The organism is Pseudoalteromonas sp. SG45-1 (genome assembly GCF_014164135.1).
In the GTDB taxonomy this organism is placed as follows: domain Bacteria; phylum Pseudomonadota; class Gammaproteobacteria; order Enterobacterales; family Alteromonadaceae; genus Pseudoalteromonas; species Pseudoalteromonas distincta.
This window is the reverse complement of sequence record NZ_JACJEP010000014.1, coordinates 1-19,304: the sequence shown is the minus strand read 5'-3', so window position 1 is coordinate 19,304 and position 19,304 is coordinate 1. Positions and strand designations below refer to the sequence as shown.

Genomic DNA, 19,304 nt, shown 5'->3' with positions numbered 1-19,304 from the left:
TAAAACCATTGTTGAGAACAGATATGGATAGTCAGTTACCAAAATCTTTTATAATTATACTTGCCGTATTACAGGCTATTGCTCTTACCCTTTTGTATAGCAGTATAGAAAATAATGTGTGGCCAGCAACAAGCCCTACATGGTTAGTCTCACTTATTACATTTTCTATGAGCTTTCCTTTATTAATGCTAATGACCGTTAATAAAAATAATATAAAAACGTCGTTGCTTTTAATCCTTCCTTTTTCCTTGTTGTTATCTTTATTGGGGGCGTATGTTGGCTTTCAGCAAGAGCCTCAAGAGTACGTAAGTAATAACACTTTAATGTCAGTTTTTATTTTTACTAGTTTAATAGCTGGCTTTAAAGGCCTTATGTACATACAACAATTTGGTAGCTCAGAAAATGTTAGTTACAGTCGTTTATTTAAGCTCTCTTGGCGTAATTTTATAATATTTGGAGAATGCTGGCTGTTTGTACTTATTTTTTGGGGAATTCTAAATTTAGGTGCGGCTTTATTTGATATTTTAGATATAGAATTTTTCTCTGAGCTACTAAGAAATGAATGGTTTTGGATCCCAACCTTAACGCTCGCATTTGCCTTTGCGAGTGTCATATTTAGAAAGCTTTTGAACATTGAAGATAATATCGCTTTTTTACTACAAACTTTAATTAAGTTTTTATTGCCTGTATTATCAGTTATTTCTCTCGGTTTTTTAGCAACACTTCCTTTTACCGGACTCAATAAATTATGGGAGACCGGAAGTGGCAGTTTATTAGTAATGTGGCTGCAGGTGCTCACGTTGTTTTTTGTTAACACTGTTTATAAAGATGACTCATCAGTTCGCCCTTATCACATGCTCTTGCACCGACTCGTTTTTATAAGTGTTGCGTTACTTCCAGTTTATAGTGTTATTTCTGCCTATGGAATTTACTTACGGGTAGAGCAGCATGGGCTAACAGTAGATCGTTGTTGGGGCATTTTGATTTGGTTTTTATTGGCGTGTTTTTCGTTTAGTTATCTTGTTGGAATTATAACAAAGCGAGACAATTGGCTAGAGCCGCTTAGCAAAATAAATATTGTGATGGGGTGGGTGGTGCTCGTTAGTATGCTTGCTGTTAACTCCCCTTTATTAAATTTTCAAAGCTTATCTACAAACAGCCAAATAGCGCGTTTAGATGCAGATAAAGTAACAATAGAAAAGTTTGACTATTACTATTTTGAGCACAGCTTAGGTCGCCAAGGTTATTTAGCTATGCAGTTATTAAAACAGAAAATTGAAACGAGTCACCCAGAGCAATACGCTATCATCGATAGGATGTATGTAAATAATGAGTTTGCTTTAACGCTTGAACACACAGTCGATGATTTTATTGAGCGCAGTGTATTTTGGCCATCACAAGTGCTAATACCTCAAGGTTTAATAGAGGCAGTATTTTCTGAACAACATTTTTACGATCGTAACTCTTTAAAAGAACATACTTACTATTTCATTGGCATGGATTTAAACAAAGATGATGAACTCGATTTTATAGTGATTGACGAAAGTAATGAAAATATATCCGCATATTTCTGGTTATTCGACATGGGTAAGTGGCGCTCAAAGTATATGAATGTCGAAAATCCTGAAGAGATTAGATACCTTAAAAGCATGATTGATAATAACGAATTATCTTTAGTTGAGCCTGAATATTCAAATCTAAAAATAGGGGATGTTGTTTTTAAAGTAAGGTAATACGTTGCTTTGTTTTTTATGCTACAGATCCTTAAACCTAAACTAATGATTATTAGTTTAGGTTTGTTGTTATTTTAGGTGGGGCGCTTTGGTAGTGTGTTTATAAATCACCTGTTATGATTAAGTCATTAGTCACTTGATTTAAAGACAACATAATGAAAAAGTTAAATAAAATAGCATTACTTAGCACGTTAGCAGCCACCATTTTTGCAAGCCAAAGTGTGCTTGCTGCTATTACGCCAGTAGGCCTTTGGAAAACGATTGATGAGGATACAAACCAAGCTAAGTCGTATGTACGTATTACCCAAACCAACGGTGTATTAAGCGGCAAAGTTGAAACCATTCTAGACCCTGCAAAACAAAATGATATATGCAGTAAGTGTGATGATGAGCTAAAAGATCAGCCTATTTTAGGAATGACCATAATCACCGATGTAAAAGCACAAGATGATGGCGTATGGGGAGACGGAGAAATACTCGACCCAACAAATGGTAAAACCTACACCTTACAATTAACCCCGCAAGATGAAGGTAAAAAGCTCGAAGTGCGCGGTTACATTGGCTTTTTTTACCGAAACCAATATTGGCTAAGAGTTGAGTAAGTTTAACTACTTACTTAATTACTAAACGTTAAATAATTAAGCATTAACTGAAATCATTTTTGCGCTTTGCCTTTCTTACTCACTAAGCCTGCCATATTTAATTGGCATAAAATTTTGAGTAAATAAAAGGGTAAAATATGATTAAGTACATAGTTGCTTTAATAATGCTTAGCACACTGTTAATAAGCGGTGGGGCAAACGCAAAGGATGATGCTGTAAACACGGGCTGGTTTAATAACGCGGCTATTAAAGGGTATGACAGTGTTGCTTATTTTACCCAAAATAAAGCCGTTAAAGGCAGCGACAAATATACGTTTAGTTATTTAGGTGCCGACTGGCATTTTTCGAGTGAAGAAAACAAAACGGCATTTGCAGAAAACCCAAAGCGTTATGCACCGCAATACGGTGGCTGGTGCGCTTATGCAATGGCTGATGAGGGGAATGCCGTAGGGATAGATCCAGAAGCATTTTATATTCACGAAGGTAAGCTTTACTTAAATTACAGCCAAAGCGTACAACAAAAATGGTTAAGTAATTTATTGCCGTACATTGTAATGGCTAATGGATATTACCCACAAACGACCAATGTTATGACGTTTCAATAAATTACTCATATTATTAGGGGCTGTTGAACTTTGCTGATTAAAATTTGTTCAAACTAGGGGCTATTTAATCGCGGCGCGAGATTTGTAACCTAGTGGGCTAAGTAAAAACCGAGCAACAAAGAGTAAGTAGTCCCTAGGAAGAACCCTTTGGGCAGCGCCTGTTTGGCATTAATGCTACGTTATCGCCCATTTATGGGGAATAACCACACTGCATAGGCTCTGCCTTGCCTAAATACCAAACAGACTGCTGCAAATTTAACCTTAAAAGATCAACAGACCCTAGTTAAAAAGCCCGCAACTAAACTAGTTGCGGGCTTTTTGCTTTTTACTTATTAGCTAATTAATTAAAGCGTTTCGCTATATTCAGTCATTACCTGTTCAACCCATGTTGCAATACGCTCATCGCTTAGCTCGTATTGACTGTCTTCGTCGAGCGCGAGTCCTACAAACTGTTTACCATCAGGCGTTAATGCTTTTGAAGCTTCAAACTCGTAACTACTGTCGTTTGGCCAAAAACCAAGTTGAGTAAATGTTTGCGTATTTATTTCGTCGTGTAGCATGCCTAGCGCATCTTGAAACCACTGCCCGTAACCTTGTTGATCGCCCATGCCAAATAAAGCAATGGTTTTACCATTTAGGTTTACGTCGGCTATGTCGTCCCACTTTGACTCCCAGTCTTCTTGTATTTCACCAAAATCCCATGTTGAAATACCAAAGATGATAAAGTCGTACTGCTCTGCATTTTTTAGTGGCTCGTCTTTAATATTGTGCAGGGTAACTATATCGGCACCAATAATGTCGCGAATCTTTTCTGCTGCCATTTCGGTGTAGCACGTAGTAGAACCAAAAAATAAACCAATTTGCATCGTATTTATCACTGTGTAATTGCCTGATATGATAGGCTCAAGTTTACCGTAAGGTATTTTTAATTGATACCTTAGCAAAGCATGAGAGCATAATGTGACAACGCTATCTGACGATTCTTTTGAAAATAACAGCAGTATGAGCAGTAATAGCGACTACCTAGAAACCTTTTTAGATAGCCTGTACTTAGAACAAGGCGTAAGCGAAAATACATTAAGCGCTTATCGCAGTGATTTAGATAAGTTTTGCCTATTTTTAAAGGGCGAAAATTTAATGACGGTAACGGGGCTAGACATAGAAAGCTACTTAGCCCATCGAGTTGATTTAGGTTTAAAACCACGCAGTACAGCACGTAGCATTAGTGCGCTAAAGCGTTTTTATCAGTACTTTGTACGCGAAAAAATAATTAGTGATTCGCCCATGCTAAACATAGCTCAACCAAAAGCCGGACAGTCGTTACCTAAAACACTCTCAGAAGCTGAAGTTGAGGCATTGTTAAATGCGCCCAACACAGAAGAAGCGATGGGACTGCGCGACAAAGCCATGCTAGAGCTACTTTATGCAACGGGGTTGCGTGTAAGTGAGCTTGTTGGGCTTCGTATGGAGCAAATTAATTTGCGCCAAGCGGTTGTGTTTGTAAAAGGCAAGGGTAACAAAGAGCGCTTAGTGCCATTGGGTGAAGAAGCCATGTATTGGCTGGAGCAGTTTTTAAAGGGTGGGCGTGCACAAATGATAAAACACGCCACCGATTTTGTGTTCCCATCTAAGCGCGGAGTAGGCATGACGCGACAAACCTTTTGGCATAGAATTAAACACTATGCTATTTTGGCATCAGTTGAGTCTCCATTATCGCCCCATACCATGCGCCATGCTTTTGCTACGCACTTATTAAATCATGGGGCAGATTTACGTGTGGTACAAATGATGTTGGGCCATAGCGATTTATCAACGACGCAAATTTATACCCATGTTGCCAATGAACGGTTAAAGTCGGTACACGCAGAGCATCATCCGCGAGCGTAAGTTTGAAAGTAAATATTATTAAGCCGGTCAATATATTAAGTGTTTTTAGGATAGAGAGAAGTTATGAAAAAATTAATGTTAGCAGGTGCCATGTTGTGCACAAGTATTAGTGCATTTGCAAATGGCGTTGCTGTAACACCAGATGCTAATGATCCTATTATTACTAAATTTGCCGAGCTTGGTGTAACTGTAAAGCAAATTAACCCAAGCCCAGTAGCGGGTTTAAAAGAGTTGATCACTAATAAGGGCGTGCTTTACGCAAGTCCAGATGGTCAATTTTTAATGCAAGGCACGTTAATCGATTTAAATAATCGTAACAACTTAACAGAGCAAGCATTAAACGGCGTGCGTGTTGAGGGCATTAAAGAATACGAAGATTCGATGATTGTGTACAAAGCACCAAACGAAAAACACAGTATTACCGTATTTACCGACATTAGCTGTGGTTACTGTCGTAAATTACATCGCGAGTTAGACGATTTACTTGATGCGGGTATTACCGTTAAGTACCTTGCGTTTCCACGTGGTGGCTTACAAGGTTCAGGCTACGCCGATTTAATGAACGTATGGTGTGCACGCGATCAGCAAGAAGCACTAACGGAAGCTAAGTCGGGTACAAGCACTAAAGTAGTTGCAGGCTGTAGCGCACCGGTTGCAGAGCATTACCAATTAGGTCAAAGCTTTGGTATTAGCGGCACACCTGCCATTATTTTAGAAGATGGTACGATGATCCCAGGTTACCAGCCAGCAGCAGCACTAAAAGCAGCATTAGATGCTAACAAAGCGTCGTAATACGTTTTATAGCTAATAAAAAGGCCTTAATGGCCTTTTTTTGTCTTTTTAATACGACCCAATAAGTTAAAACTCTGCATGAAAAAATTGATCATTGCGCGTGAAAACGTTGACGACTCGCATCTACCGAGTAATTTACACCCTGTAATTAAACAAATTTATGCTAACCGCAATGTATTTAATGCCGACGAGCTAAATAACAGCGTAGCTACGCTTCACGACTTTAAGTTGTTTAAAGATATCGACAAAGCCAGCGATTTATTAATTGAAGCATTAAAGACGCAAAGCCAAATATTAATAGTCGGCGATTTTGATGCTGATGGCGCAACAAGCACTGCAACATTAATGCAAGGCCTTGAGATGTTTGGCTTTAAGCATTTAGATTACTTAATTCCTGACCGGTTTAGCTTAGGTTATGGTTTAAGCCCCGCACTTGCAGAGCAAATAGTACAAATAAAGCCTGATTTAGTGATCACCGTAGATAACGGCATATCGTGTATTGCTGGTATTGATATTTTAAAAGCGGTTGGTATAAAAGTGCTGGTAACAGATCATCACTTACAAGGTGAGCAGCTGCCAAATGCCGATGCAATAGTAAATCCAAATAGGCACGAATGTAACTTCCCGTCTAAATCTATAGCAGGCGTTGGCGTTGCTTTTTACTTACTAATAGCACTGAGATGCGTAATGCGAGACCTTGGTTATTTTGAGCAGCAACCGCCGCCTAATTTAGCTAACTTGCTCGACATTGTAGCGCTTGGTACGGTTGCTGACGTGGTCGCACTTGATGCAAATAATCGCACCTTAGTACATCAAGGTTTAGCACGTATTCGCAGTGGTAAAACACGCCCAGGCATTACCGCGCTTATTGAAGTGGCTAACCGCAATGCTGCGCGCTTAAGCGCAAGCGACTTTGGCTTTTCACTTGCGCCGCGTTTAAATGCAGCAGGGCGATTAGACGACATGAGTTTGGGTATAGCATGCCTACTTAGCACCGATATAAACCAAGCACGTAGTATTGCCAGCGAGCTCGATAGCTTAAACTTTGCAAGGCGCGAAATAGAACAAGGCATGCAAGCCGAGGCGCAAGCCGTGCTTGATAGACTCGCATTTAGCGACGATAACGTCCCTGACGCAATCTGCTTGTTTCAAGATGATTGGCATCAAGGTGTTATTGGCATTTTGGCTGGTCGCTTAAAAGAAAAATACCACCGACCAACCGCTATATTTGCTGGTGGCGAAAATGGTGAAATAAAAGGTTCGTGCCGCTCTATAGAAGGGTTGCACATGCGCGACTTACTCGAAGGGCTTAATACTGCTGAGCCACACTTAATTAATAAATTTGGTGGCCACGCAATGGCTGCTGGTTTAAGTATTAACGAGCAACACTTTAATGACTTTAAAAAAGCATTTGATGCTGCCGTGAGTGCGCAACTGAGTGAAGAAAGTAAACGCTGCATTGTATTTACCGACGGCGAGCTGCCAAACGACTGTTTTACGATGGAGTTTGCCCAGCTATTAAAGCAATCGGGCCCTTGGGGGCAGCAATTTCCTGAGCCGGTGTTTGAGCACACATTTGAAGTAATACAGCAGCGCATAGTCGGCGAAAAGCATTTAAAGCTTGTATTAAAGCATCAATCAGGGCGATTAGTTGACGCCATTGCCTTTGGTATTGATGTAAAAGAATGGCCCGACACAGAAGCGAAGTTTGTAAAAGTAGCCTATCAACTCGATATAAATGAGTTTAGAGGTAAATTTACGCTGCAATTAATAGTTAGAGAGCTTGAAAAAGTGCACTAAAAAATATGCACAAATCATGCATAAAAGGCTAATAAAGCGCGCGGTTTTTTGTTAAAATCGGGCGTTTTTATCATTTGACGATAATTTGTTGCGAAAATCCCATGTAAAGGGGCGCAATTACCTAGCCATTTTGGAGTGATGTACATGTTTGAAGTGAATCCTGTGATTAACCAAATCAAGGAAATTCGCGAACGTACTGAATTGCTTCGGGGGTACCTTTGACTACGCTCTTAAACAAGAACGCCTAGAAGAAGTTAACGCCGAACTTGAAGATTCAGCCGTATGGAATGAGCCTGAACGCGCACAAGCGCTTGGCCGTGAAAAATCAGCATTAGAGGCTGTTGTTGAAACAATCGACAACCTTGTAGCCGGTACTGACGACGTTGAAGGTCTACTTGAACTTGCTGTAGAAGCCGAAGATCAAGATACCTTTGATGAAGCACAAAGCGAACTTAGCGATCTAAACGAGCAGTTAGAAGGTTTAGAGTTTCGTCGTATGTTTTCAGGTCCTCATGACTCAAACGATGCGTACCTTGATTTACAATCGGGTTCTGGCGGCACTGAAGCACAAGACTGGTGTAATATTCTACTTCGTATGTATTTACGTTGGGGCGAGGCTAAAGGCTTTAAAGTTGAGCTAGTTGAAGCAACCGACGGTGATGTTGCCGGTATTAAAGGCGCAACAGTTCGCTTTGTTGGCGAATACGCTTACGGTTGGTTACGTACAGAAACAGGCGTTCACCGTTTAGTGCGTAAAAGCCCGTTTGACTCAAGTGGTCGTCGTCATACCTCATTTGCTTCTGCGTTTGTATACCCAGAGATTGACGATAATATTGAAATTGATATTAATCCGTCAGACCTACGTATAGACGTTTACCGTGCATCAGGCGCGGGTGGTCAGCACGTTAATACCACCGAATCGGCGGTTCGTATTACTCACGTACCAACAAATACCGTAGTGCAGTGTCAAAACGAGCGTTCACAGCATAAAAATAAAGCCCAAGCGATGAAGCAGTTAAAAGCTAAATTATTTGAGCTTGAGCTACAGCAGCAAAATGCTGAGAAACAAACGCAAGAAGACGCTAAATCTGATATAGGTTGGGGTAGCCAAATACGTTCATACGTACTTGATGACGCACGTATTAAAGATTTACGCACAGGCGTTGAAAACCGCAATACCCAATCGGTACTTGACGGTAACTTAGATAAATTTATTGAAGCCAGCCTTAAATCTGGCCTATAACCACCAAGCTAATAAAGAGCTAAAAAATGACTGATAAAATCCAAGACGAAAACAAGTTAATCGCTGAGCGTCGTGGCAAGTTAGACGCGATACGCGAAAATTGCCCAGCCAACGGTCATCCAAACCAATTCCGTCGTGAGCATTACACGGCTGATTTGCAAGCCCAGTTTGGTGATAAGAGCAAAGAAGAATTAGTTGAACTACAAGAAGTTGTGTCTATTGCTGGACGTATTTTAGCAAAGCGTGGACCGTTTTTTGTAATTCAAGACATGAAAGGTCGCGTACAAGCGTATGCATCTAAAGATGTTCAAAAAGACCTTAAAGAAAAATATGGTCAGCTAGACACTGGCGATATTATAGGTGTTAAAGGCGCGCTAAATAAATCGGGCAAAGGCGATTTATATGTAGAAATGACTGAGTATCAATTACTAACTAAGTCACTTCGTCCGTTACCTGAAAAATTCCATGGCTTATCAGATCAAGAAACAAAGTACCGCCAACGTTATGTTGACTTAATTACTAACGAAGCAACGCGCGAAACATTCCGCATTCGCTCACAAGTAGTTGAAGGCATTCGTCGCTTTTTAGCAGACCGTGACTTTATGGAAGTAGAAACACCTATGCTACAGGTTATACCTGGTGGTGCATCTGCGCGTCCGTTTGTAACTCACCATAACGCGCTTGATATCGACATGTACCTACGTATAGCGCCAGAGCTTTACTTAAAGCGCTTAGTGGTAGGTGGTTTTGATCGTGTATTTGAAATTAACCGTAACTTCCGTAACGAAGGGTTATCTACACGTCACAACCCAGAATTTACAATGATTGAATTTTACCAAGCATACGCTGATTACATCGACCTGATGAACATCACCGAAGATATGCTACGTACTGTTGCAGAAAACGTACTAGGTAGTGCAATTGTAGTTAATACAACTAAGGACGAAAACGGCGAAGTTATCGATTCAGTTGAATACGACTTTGGTCAACCGTTTACACGTTTAAGTATGGCGGATGCTATCTTAAAATATAACCCTGAGTTTGATGCTGCAGTATTTAACGACCCAGAAAACCATTTTGAAGAGTTAAAAGCGTACGCTAAACAAGTGCACGTTAAAATTCCTGAAAACTGTGTTTGGGGTCCAGGTAAGTTTCTTTGTGAAATATTTGAAGAAACAGCAGAGCACATGCTTATTCAACCTACGTTTATTACTGGTTACCCGTGGGAAGTATCACCACTTGCACGCCGTAACGACGAAAACCCATTTGTTACCGACCGTTTTGAGTTTTTTGTTGGCGGCCGTGAACTTGCAAATGGTTTCTCTGAGCTTAACGATGCACAGGATCAAGCTGAGCGCTTTACTCGTCAAGTTGAAGAGAAAGACGCAGGCGATGATGAAGCAATGCACTACGACGAAGACTACATACGCGCACTAGAGTACGGCTTACCGCCAACGGCTGGTGAAGGTATTGGTATTGACCGTTTAGTAATGTTGTTTACTGATTCATCAACAATTAAAGACGTTATTTTGTTCCCGCATATGCGTCCACAAGCTGACTAAGCTTTAGTAAAACAAAGTAAGTTAATAAACGCCGCTTAATAGCGGCGTTTTTTTTATTTATAATTAGTGTTTTAATTAATAAGTACTACACTAAAAATTAAAGGTAATTATTAGTGCTGATTAATGTGCAATTCAGCTTCACTAACTTATTGTTATTGGAAGTTTTTAATATTAAAACTAACAGTGCTATAACTTTTTAGTATGATTGTTTTTTAAACATATGTTGTGTTTGTACAAAGGTTTTAGCTAGAATACGCACGAAATTTACACTGCTAGTATTTAGCAGTTAAATATAGATTCTTAAAGGACTTAGAATAATAGTATGAAAGACAAACGAGTAGATGATTTATCAGAAGAATGCACATCAGAGCAAGAACGAAACGCTTACTACCGTGCTTGTATCGCTGAATTTCAACAATTAGGTTACCAAGAACAGTATTTGGCTCAGTTAACTGATGACTTAGTTCCCGTGCTAGGTGTTAATCCTTCAAATAAAAATACGTAACCCGCTTAAATTTCAAACTAATTACACTTTTAAACCAAGCATATGTGCAATCTATAACCATATAGTCGTTTTTGGTAGAAAAGTGTTTGACATATTTTCTGAAATCTTTATTATACGCCCCACAAGACGGAGAGGTGTCCGAGTGGCCGAAGGAGCTCCCCTGCTAAGGGAGTATAGAGTTTGTAGCTCTATCGAGGGTTCGAATCCCTCCCTCTCCACCATTTCTTTTAATGGCGTGTTTTGTAAAATTTTAAAGTATGGGTGCATAGCTCAGCTGGATAGAGTACTCGGCTACGAACCGAGCGGTCGGAGGTTCGAATCCTCCTGCGCCCACCATACTTTAATAACTCGCTTAGAGTCTAAATAAGCAAACTATAAAGTGGGTGCATAGCTCAGCTGGATAGAGTACTCGGCTACGAACCGAGCGGTCGGAGGTTCGAATCCTCCTGCGCCCACCACTTTATAAACTCTACTTAGAGTATAAATAAGTAAAACTCTCACTTAGAGTAAAAACAAGTAATAGTAAAAATGAAAGTGGGTGCATAGCTCAGCTGGATAGAGTACTCGGCTACGAACCGAGCGGTCGGAGGTTCGAATCCTCCTGCGCCCACCACTTTCATGTTTTCATACACTTTTAAGTGTAAGAAAAATAAACCGATGGAAATCGGTTTTTTTATGCCTGAATTAATACGCTCTGCTTAGAGTTTAAATAAGCAATCTATGAAAGTGGGTGCATAGCTCAGCTGGATAGAGTACTCGGCTACGAACCGAGCGGTCGGAGGTTCGAATCCTCCTGCGCCCACCACTTTCATAAACAAGCCGACATTAAGTCGGTTTTTTTGTGCCTAAAATAAAGTGAAATGTAAGCTACCACTCCTGTAGCCGCAGAGCTTGCTCGCGTGAGAAGCGCCAGCTTCTAGTTACTTGCCACCGATATAACTGATACTTTATTTACGAGCTACGCTCGTCGCGTCAGCAAGCTGCACGCCTAAAAGTAAAACCAGTGCTAATCGTTAAATCTAAACTCCGCGCTTATTCATCCGTTGTAGCCGCAGAGCTTGCTCGCTTGAGAAGCGACAGCTTCTATTCCCCCCTCAAAAATATAATTTATAAGATTTTATTTGTTGGCAACGCCAGAAATAAGTAATTTATTCACAAAGAGGTTAAGAGGCGCCGCGCTTTTAGAGGTAGTAATAAAGCTAAACTAATAAACCCGGGCTTATGTCTTCTCATTTACTTCTCTTTCGCTACTCTTTGTATAATAGATCTTTAAGTGGTTCATTGACCAAGAAATTAAATAACTAGAAGCGTTTAGCTCTAAGAAGGTTAAATACGGTCTTTAAGCTTAAAATGAGAGGTGGTATTTTCAAGTAAAGCTATCCCTAATCTTTAAATCTAAACTTCGAGTTTATTTATCCGTTGTAGACGTTGAGCTTGCTCGCGTGAGAAGCGACAGCTTCTAATCCCCCCTCAAAAATATAATTTATAAGATTTTATTTGTTGGCAACGCCAGAAATAAGTAATTTATTCACAAAGAGGTTAAGAGGCGCTGCGCTTTTAGAGGTAGTAATAAAGCTAAGCTAAACTAATAAACCCGAGTTTATGTCTTCTCATTTACTTCTCTTTGTATAATAGATCTTTAAGTGGTTCATTGACCAAGAAATTAAATAACTAGAAGCGTTTAGCTCTAAGAAGGTTAAATACGATCTTTAAGCTTAAAATGAGAGGTGGTATTTTCAAGCAAAACCATCTCTAATCTTTAAATCTAAACTCCGAGTTTATTTATCCGTTGTAGACGCTGAGCCTGCTCGCGTGAGAAGCGACAGCTTCTAATCACTATATCTACTCAAGCCCACTTAACCCTTTTCTAAAGCTGCTCTTTATTATTACCTATGTTATTTTAAACGCCTTGTTTAAAAGGATATTGCAGTATGTTTAAAACCCTATTTATTACGTTGTTTTTTATTTTTAGCGCCATTTTTATTGCAAGTGTGCAAGCCAACGAAGTTAATAACTCACTTGTAGTAGGTGCGCAGCAATATGCTAAATATTTACCGCAGTTAAAAAATAAACGTGTAGGGCTAGTAGTCAATCAAACATCAAGCGTAGGGGAAACTCACTTAGTAGATACTCTACTGACTAAAAACATAAACATAACTAAAATTTTTGCACCTGAGCATGGCTTTCGTGGCGATCACGATGCGGGCGCCCATGTGAAAAATGCTGTTGATGGTAAAACTGGTATTCCGCTTATTTCTATTTACGGTAAAAATAAAAAACCAAGCCAAGCTGCTTTAGCCGATGTTGATGTCATTATTTTTGACATTCAAGATGTGGGAGTGCGTTTTTATACCTACATAAGCTCTATGCACTACATGATGGAAGCCGCTGCAGAGCAGGGGATAGAATTTTTAGTACTCGATAGGCCCAATCCAAATATTGCCTACGTTGATGGGCCAATATTAGAGTCAGAATTTAAATCGTTTGTAGGCATGCACCCAATTCCTGTTTTACACGGCATGACCGTTGGCGAACTTGCCAAAATGATCAAGGGCGAGGGTTGGATCAATAAAGCGGCCGATTTAAAATTAACGGTGATCCCTGTTGATCATTACACTCGCAAAAGTACTTATAGCTTGCCTGTAAAACCAAGCCCTAACTTACCTAACGATCAAGCCATTGCGCTTTACCCATCACTTTGCTTTTTTGAGGCAACGCCTATCAGTATTGGTAGAGGCACCGACTTTGCATTTCAAGTAATTGGCTATTCGCCAGTAGCATTAGGTGATTTTAATTTTACACCGCGTGCAATTAAAGGCGCTGCTTTAAACCCTAAATTTAAAAACCAAACCGTACAAGGGCTCGATTTAAGACAAGCAAATATCACAGGTCTAAATTTAACTTACTTAATAAATGCGTACACGGAGCTTAGTAAAAATAACATCTCGTTTTTTGAGCGCGCTGACTTTATGGATAAGCTAGCGGGTACTAATAAATTGCGCTTAGCTATTGAAGCAGGGCAATCAGAGGCGCAAATAAAACAAAGCTGGCAGGCGGGACTTGCGCAATTTAAAGCGCAAAGAGCGCCTTACTTGTTATATAAATAAGGGCTAAGCATGTTTATTGCTTTAAAAAATCAAAGGTATGGTTATATCAAACAAGCTTTTATAGTGGCATTGAGCTTTATTATTGTGGGTTGTAGTACACCACCTGAGCCTATTAGCTCGGTGCTACCACTTACAAAAAGCCAGCTTGTAGAGCTGCCTAATGCACAAGTGGTTGTAACGTTTCCTGAGGTAAATCCAAGTAGCCGGTTTTATGTAAATAACCGAGGAACGTTTAAAGCTTACAAAGGACGCGGGCAATTATTAATACAAAACCATAACGCACAAAGCGCCGATATTTACATTAATAATAACAAGCTCGACGTTAACCAACTAAGCGCCAACACCTTATACAATTACAGTTTGGCAAAAAATACTCACAACGGTGTTAATACCTTTAAAGTTGAAAATATTCTCCCTGCTGGCGCAAGTTTAACGCTGCGTTTTGCATTTCCTACTTTAAGCGATGAACCAAAAAAGCATATAGATTTTAGTGAAGTAGACACATTAATTGAACGCGATGTTAAAGCAGGTTTTCCTGGGGCTGTGCTGGCCGTTGTTAAAAATGGCGAGCTAATAAAATTAACCGCCTATGGCGATGCAAAGCAATACCAGCAAAGTGATTTAATGCTACTACGCCCAGAGCCCATGCAAACTAATACTTTGTTTGATCTTGCCTCAAACACCAAAATATTTGCCACAAACTTTGCACTTATGAAATTAGTAAGTGAAGGGCTGTTAAATATTAATAAACCCGTGCAAAGCTACCTAAGCGAATATAAAGGCGAAGGGCGAGCAAAGCGCACAGTAAAAGACTTACTCACACACAGCGCTGGATACCCGCCAGTATTTGACTTTCATCGTAAAGATGGCAGCTACGGCGACACGTTTTATTCGCAAAACAGTAAAACCACCAAACAGCTATTACTTACCAGCGTGCCTTTTAGTAGTAAATCATCTGGGCAGCATGTTTACTCAGATATTGATTACATGATTTTAGGCGTACTCATTGAGCGCATAACTGGGCAGCCCCTTGACGAATACCTAGAGCAGCAAGTGTACGCGCCATTAAAATTAACTAACACGTTATTTAATCCACTTAAAAAAGGCTTTAAGCCACAGCAATTTGCAGCCACTGAGCTTAGCGGCAACACACGAGACGGGCGCATTAAGTTTGATAATGTTCGTACCACTGTTTTACAAGGCCAAGTGCATGATGAGCGCGCTTACTATTCTCTTGATGGCGTAGCAGGGCATGCAGGATTATTTAGTAATGCTCACGACTTAGCCGTGCTTTGCCAGCTATTACTAAATAATGGTGGCTACGGCGACCAACAATTATTTAGTTCAAGCGCCTTAGCGCAATTTTTAACGCCGCAATCAAGCGATGAAACCTACGGGCTTGGCTTTAGGCTTGCTGGTAACAACCAAGCAAGGCGCTGGCACTTTGGCCCTTATGCAAGCGCGCAGGCTTATGGCCACACAGGTTGGACGGGGACAGTGACCGTAGTTGACCCCGCTTACGATTTAGCTATTGTTTTACTTACCAATGCTCGCCATAGTGCAATTAAAGGCTCGCTAAAACGTTACGAATTTACAGGTAAACAATTTGAAACCGCGCAGTACGGATCGGTAGTGTCGCTTATTTATGAAGCGCTACTAAATCAATAAGCTATCGTATAGGTTAAAACGTACTAACAGCATTACTCTAAGTGATTTATTTACAGGTGACTTGAGTAAGGCAATCCATTAAGCTAAGCGGTTTACAAATCTAAGCCAGTTTATGCTGCTAGGCTTAACAAATAAGCGATAAAACGCGTACAAAGCGAGAGTGGCTCGCTAATAATTAAGGTTAACTTTTTATGCATTGGTATTCTATTTTACCGCCGCTAATTGCGATTGCTATCGTGTTTTGGCGAAAAGAAGTGATTATGGCGCTACTTGTTGCTGTTGCTTCTTCTGAGTTTTTACTCGCCTTTCAGGGCGAAGGTAATAGCTTGTTTGACACTTTTTTAAATACCATTGAACGTATTATTTCGGTTGCCAGCTCGCCAGGTAATACACGCATATTAATATTTAGTATTTTAATAGGTGCCTTGCTTGCCTACATTCGCGAATCTGGCGGCGTTGCAGCAACGGTTAATATGCTAATGAACAAAGGTATTGCAAAAAGTAAGCGCCAAGTGGGATTTTTAACCATGTTTACCGGCATTGCGGTGTTTATAGAATCTAACTTGAGCGTACTTACCTCAGGGATTTTATCGCGTGGCTTATTCGACAAATTTAAAATGAGCCGAGCGCGCCTAGCGTACATTATTGATAGCACCAGTGCGCCAGTGTGTATTTTAATACTACTTAATGGCTGGGGTGCATTTGTACTTGGTTTGTTAGGTAACTACGAGCTAGGTGAGTCGGCTGTATCGGTGTTGTGGGGCAGCGTTGGGTATAACTTTTACGCCATAATTACCCTTACCATTGTTTTTTATACCATCGCGTTTGATAAAGTGCATGGCCCAATGAAAGAAGCCGAAGAAAAACTAGAGCTTCAAACAACTGACTTAAAAGAAGAAGTAAAAGGCTCTAAAGCGCGTTACATGTTAATCCCGCTTATTACGCTTATTACCAGCATGGTTGGCTTTATGTATTACACCGGAAATGGTGTACTAGCCGAGGGCAGCGGCTCTAAATCAGTATTATATGCAACGGTTTTAGCCATTGTTGTGGCTTACTTTTTAATGATTGGCTCGCGTAAATTTACGCACCATCAATTAGTTGATACAGGCTTTAAAGGCATGGGCGAATTAATGCCATTGGTCGCCATTGTGCTGCTTTCGCTTACACTCGGCGCAAGTCTTAAAGAGCTTGGTACTGGTGTATTTGTAGCATCGCTTGTTGGCGACTACCTACCTATTTACTTAATAGTACCGGTGCTGTTTTTAACCGGCGCAGTTATGTCGTTTACTACGGGTACATCGTGGGGCACGTTTGCCATATTAATCCCAATTGGCGTGCCACTTATTCAAGCGCTAGGTTTACCGCCATCGCTTGTGGTAGGTGCTATTTTAGGTGGTGGTATATTTGGCGATCACTGCTCGCCTATATCCGACACCAGCGCTGTATCGGCTATTGCATCTGGATGTGACTTACTCACCCACGTTAAAACGCAGCTACCATATGCCTTATTTGGTGGCGGCCTTACGTTTATAGCGTACTTAATAACAAGCATTATTGTTTTATAAAATACGATTGCTTAAATAGTCAAAAGCCTGCTTATTGCAGGCTTTTTTGTTTTTAAATTAAGACCGAGGCTAATACTACCAAGCTTAACGACGCTCTAGCTATTAAATAAACTATTTAAATATAGACTTAAGTACCCGTATTTATATTTTTTAGGTTATTGTATAGCATGATCTTTAAGCTTTTTGGTAGCTATAAATTCTTACTTTTTAACTCATATAAGGCTGTAAACCCACACTATGTTTGTAATTGATAATATCATTCTCGTTAGTGCCATTTTAATTTTACTTGGAGTGATCTCGAGCAAGTTATCTGCACGCGTTGGCTTACCGGTGCTGGTGCTATTTTTACTTGTAGGTATGCTCGCAGGTGAAGATGGTATTGCAGGTATTTCATTCGACAACGCAGAGGCCGCACATGCTCTGGGTACTCTAGCGCTTGCTATTATTCTATTTGATGGTGGCTTACAAACGCCCACCAGTTCAATTAAACAAGTGTGGAAACCCGCGTCTGCTTTAGCAACCATCGGGGTGTTATTTACCGCTGTAATTACAGGCCTTGTGGCCACTTATATTTTAGACCTACCCATATTACAAGGTGTATTACTGGGCGCCATTGTTGGCTCTACAGATGCCGCAGCCGTGTTTGCACTTTTACGAAGTGCGGGTATTCACTTAAACAAAAAGCTTAAATCGACCCTTGAAATAGAAAGTGCATCGAACGATCCAATGGCTATTTTTCTAACGGTTGGTTTGCTCGAAATGCTCGTTAATGACATGCCAGTAGGGCTGGGTCTATTACAGTTATTTGCTCAACAAATGGGTGTTGGCGCTATTTGTGGTCTTTTAATTGGTAAAATATCGGTTTGGTTTATTAATCGCATTAAACTAAATGCATCGGGTTTGTATTTAGTGATGGTAACCGCATTTGGACTGCTTTCTTTTGGCCTTTCTGCAACGCTCGGCGGCAGTGGATTTTTAGCTGTATTTATAACGGGTGTTATTTTAGGTAACAGTAAATTTGTATATAAGCGCGGTATTTTTCTGTTTCATGACGGCTTAGCATGGCTTGGGCAAATAACCATGTTTGTTGTATTAGGCCTCCTTATTAATCCGTCGTCATTGGTTGATGTATGGTTAGAAGGACTGCTTATTGCATTGGCACTCATTTTTGTTGCTCGCCCATTAGCTGTAGCGCCTATTTTAAAACTGTTTGGCTTTAATAATCGCGAAACCTTATTTGTATCTTGGGTTGGCCTTAGAGGCTCAGTGCCCATTATTTTAGCTATATTCCCATTATTATTTGGCCTTTCAGGGGCTGAGCTTATTTTTAATGTCGTTTTTTTCGTGGTATTAATTTCAGCCACGTTACAGGGCTCAACAATGCCGTGGATGGCTAAAAAACTAAATTTAGTAGAGCCGCCGCCCGACCTAGCCGCTGCAACACTCGAAATCACAGCGCTAAACGATATTGATATAGAAATTGTAGAATACACCTTAAGTGACGTTTCTCGGGTTTCTGGGCGCAGTTTGTCACATGCGGCACTTCCTGAGAGTGTGGTTGTTGCTATGATCACACGAGGTCCGTCAATCATCCCGCCACGAGGCTCAACTAAGTTAAAAGCAAATGACCACTTATTTGTTGTTTTAAAACCAGATAACAGACCTTTTGTTGATTTAGTTTTTACAGCAACCGATAAAACAAACCATCAAGATAGCCACTTAGCGCACAACGAACTTAAAGTGAAAGGGGTAACGTTGGTAGGCGATATATTTTACTCTTATCACATGCACATAGACGCCCCAGAAGAGATAAGCTTGGAAGAAGTGATCAACCAAAAGCTTTCAGGAGAAGTCAGTAAAGGCGCTATTGTTGTTATTGGTAATGTGCAAATACGCGTTATAACAATGGTACATACACGCATAGTTACCATTGGCTTAAAGTACTTAAACAATCCAGAAAAGCGGCTTTTAAAGCAGTAATCATGAACAATGATTTATTTAGCGCTAGGCTCATGTTTATAGCTGCGTAGGTTGGGTTGAGTGACACGAAACCCAACGGTCCACCAATGCAATGAGCACCCCAAAGCTAGTTGTATGTGGTGTTTATTGTAGATACCATCTCTCATTTTAAGCTTCAAGGTCGTATTTAACTTTCTTGGAGCTTAAACGCTTCTTGGTTTTTTATTACACCAAAACATATATGAATTAGCTTTCGCATATTTGCACACACAG

14 protein-coding genes and 5 tRNA genes are annotated in these 19,304 nt (G+C 40.3%); 18 read left to right on the top strand and 1 reads right to left on the bottom strand.

The window, feature by feature from the left end; all coding sequences use genetic code 11:
* The first annotated feature begins 23 nt into the window (after positions 1-23).
* The 3 genes from H5117_RS12685 to H5117_RS12675 all read left to right on the top strand — a co-directional run bounded on the left by H5117_RS12685 (position 24) and on the right by H5117_RS12675 (position 2,940).
* On the top strand, positions 24-1,733 hold the full coding sequence (locus H5117_RS12685; protein ID WP_182738209.1) for a DUF4153 domain-containing protein: 1,710 nt from the start codon (positions 24-26) through the stop codon (positions 1,731-1,733).
* A 155-nt stretch (positions 1,734-1,888) separates the two neighbouring features.
* The gene (locus H5117_RS12680; protein WP_182738208.1) at positions 1,889-2,335 is read left to right on the top strand and encodes a DUF2147 domain-containing protein; all 447 of its coding nucleotides are present in this window, start codon (positions 1,889-1,891) and stop codon (positions 2,333-2,335) included.
* 137 nt (positions 2,336-2,472) lie between these two features.
* The gene (locus tag H5117_RS12675) at positions 2,473-2,940 is read left to right on the top strand and encodes a YHS domain-containing (seleno)protein (RefSeq protein ID WP_182738207.1); all 468 of its coding nucleotides are present in this window, start codon (positions 2,473-2,475) and stop codon (positions 2,938-2,940) included.
* A gap of 344 nt (positions 2,941-3,284) precedes the next feature.
* Here H5117_RS12675 and fldB read toward each other — a convergent pair whose 3' ends face one another.
* Positions 3,285-3,806 (bottom strand): flavodoxin FldB, encoded by a 522-nt coding sequence (gene fldB, locus H5117_RS12670; protein WP_024605911.1) that lies wholly within the window; start codon positions 3,804-3,806, stop codon positions 3,285-3,287.
* A 94-nt stretch (positions 3,807-3,900) separates the two neighbouring features.
* Here fldB and xerD point away from each other — a divergent pair, with 94 nt between their 5' ends.
* The 15 genes from xerD to H5117_RS12595 all read left to right on the top strand — a co-directional run bounded on the left by xerD (position 3,901) and on the right by H5117_RS12595 (position 19,052).
* Positions 3,901-4,827, top strand: coding sequence for a site-specific tyrosine recombinase XerD (xerD, locus tag H5117_RS12665; protein ID WP_002961416.1), 927 nt, complete (start codon positions 3,901-3,903; stop codon positions 4,825-4,827).
* 63 nt (positions 4,828-4,890) lie between these two features.
* The gene (gene dsbC / locus H5117_RS12660; RefSeq protein ID WP_002961417.1) at positions 4,891-5,619 is read left to right on the top strand and encodes a bifunctional protein-disulfide isomerase/oxidoreductase DsbC; all 729 of its coding nucleotides are present in this window, start codon (positions 4,891-4,893) and stop codon (positions 5,617-5,619) included.
* Between the two features lie 78 nt (positions 5,620-5,697).
* The gene (gene recJ, locus H5117_RS12655; RefSeq protein ID WP_182738205.1) at positions 5,698-7,419 is read left to right on the top strand and encodes a single-stranded-DNA-specific exonuclease RecJ; all 1,722 of its coding nucleotides are present in this window, start codon (positions 5,698-5,700) and stop codon (positions 7,417-7,419) included.
* A gap of 144 nt (positions 7,420-7,563) precedes the next feature.
* Positions 7,564-8,662 (top strand): peptide chain release factor 2 gene (gene prfB, locus H5117_RS12650; protein WP_100218355.1). Its coding sequence is split into 2 segments (ribosomal slippage): positions 7,564-7,638 and positions 7,640-8,662, totalling 1,098 coding nucleotides; the frame shifts between segments, so codons are not numbered across the junction.
* Positions 8,663-8,688: 26 nt separating this feature from the next.
* Positions 8,689-10,224 (top strand): lysine--tRNA ligase, encoded by a 1,536-nt coding sequence (lysS, locus tag H5117_RS12645; protein ID WP_002961420.1) that lies wholly within the window; start codon positions 8,689-8,691, stop codon positions 10,222-10,224.
* Positions 10,225-10,546: 322 nt separating this feature from the next.
* Positions 10,547-10,729 carry a hypothetical protein gene (locus H5117_RS12640; protein ID WP_010553261.1) on the top strand — a complete coding sequence of 61 codons (183 nt, stop codon included), beginning with the start codon at positions 10,547-10,549 and terminating at the stop codon, positions 10,727-10,729.
* A gap of 128 nt (positions 10,730-10,857) precedes the next feature.
* Positions 10,858-10,950, top strand: a tRNA-Ser gene (locus tag H5117_RS12635).
* Positions 10,951-10,988: 38 nt separating this feature from the next.
* A tRNA-Arg gene (locus H5117_RS12630) sits at positions 10,989-11,065 on the top strand.
* Positions 11,066-11,110: 45 nt separating this feature from the next.
* A tRNA-Arg gene (locus H5117_RS12625) sits at positions 11,111-11,187 on the top strand.
* A gap of 78 nt (positions 11,188-11,265) precedes the next feature.
* Positions 11,266-11,342: transfer RNA gene (locus tag H5117_RS12620), tRNA-Arg, on the top strand.
* A gap of 115 nt (positions 11,343-11,457) precedes the next feature.
* A tRNA-Arg gene (locus tag H5117_RS12615) sits at positions 11,458-11,534 on the top strand.
* A gap of 1,126 nt (positions 11,535-12,660) precedes the next feature.
* A complete protein-coding gene (locus H5117_RS12610) occupies positions 12,661-13,836 on the top strand; it encodes an exo-beta-N-acetylmuramidase NamZ domain-containing protein (RefSeq protein ID WP_182738203.1) in 1,176 nt (391 codons plus the stop codon).
* Positions 13,837-13,845: 9 nt separating this feature from the next.
* The gene (pbp4b, locus tag H5117_RS12605; protein WP_182738201.1) at positions 13,846-15,504 is read left to right on the top strand and encodes a penicillin binding protein PBP4B; all 1,659 of its coding nucleotides are present in this window, start codon (positions 13,846-13,848) and stop codon (positions 15,502-15,504) included.
* 191 nt (positions 15,505-15,695) lie between these two features.
* On the top strand, positions 15,696-17,072 hold the full coding sequence (locus tag H5117_RS12600) for a Na+/H+ antiporter NhaC family protein (protein WP_182737298.1): 1,377 nt from the start codon (positions 15,696-15,698) through the stop codon (positions 17,070-17,072).
* Between the two features lie 237 nt (positions 17,073-17,309).
* Complete coding sequence (locus H5117_RS12595) at positions 17,310-19,052, top strand: potassium/proton antiporter (RefSeq protein WP_182738198.1); 1,743 nt, start codon at positions 17,310-17,312, stop codon at positions 19,050-19,052.
* Positions 19,053-19,304 lie beyond the last annotated feature (252 nt).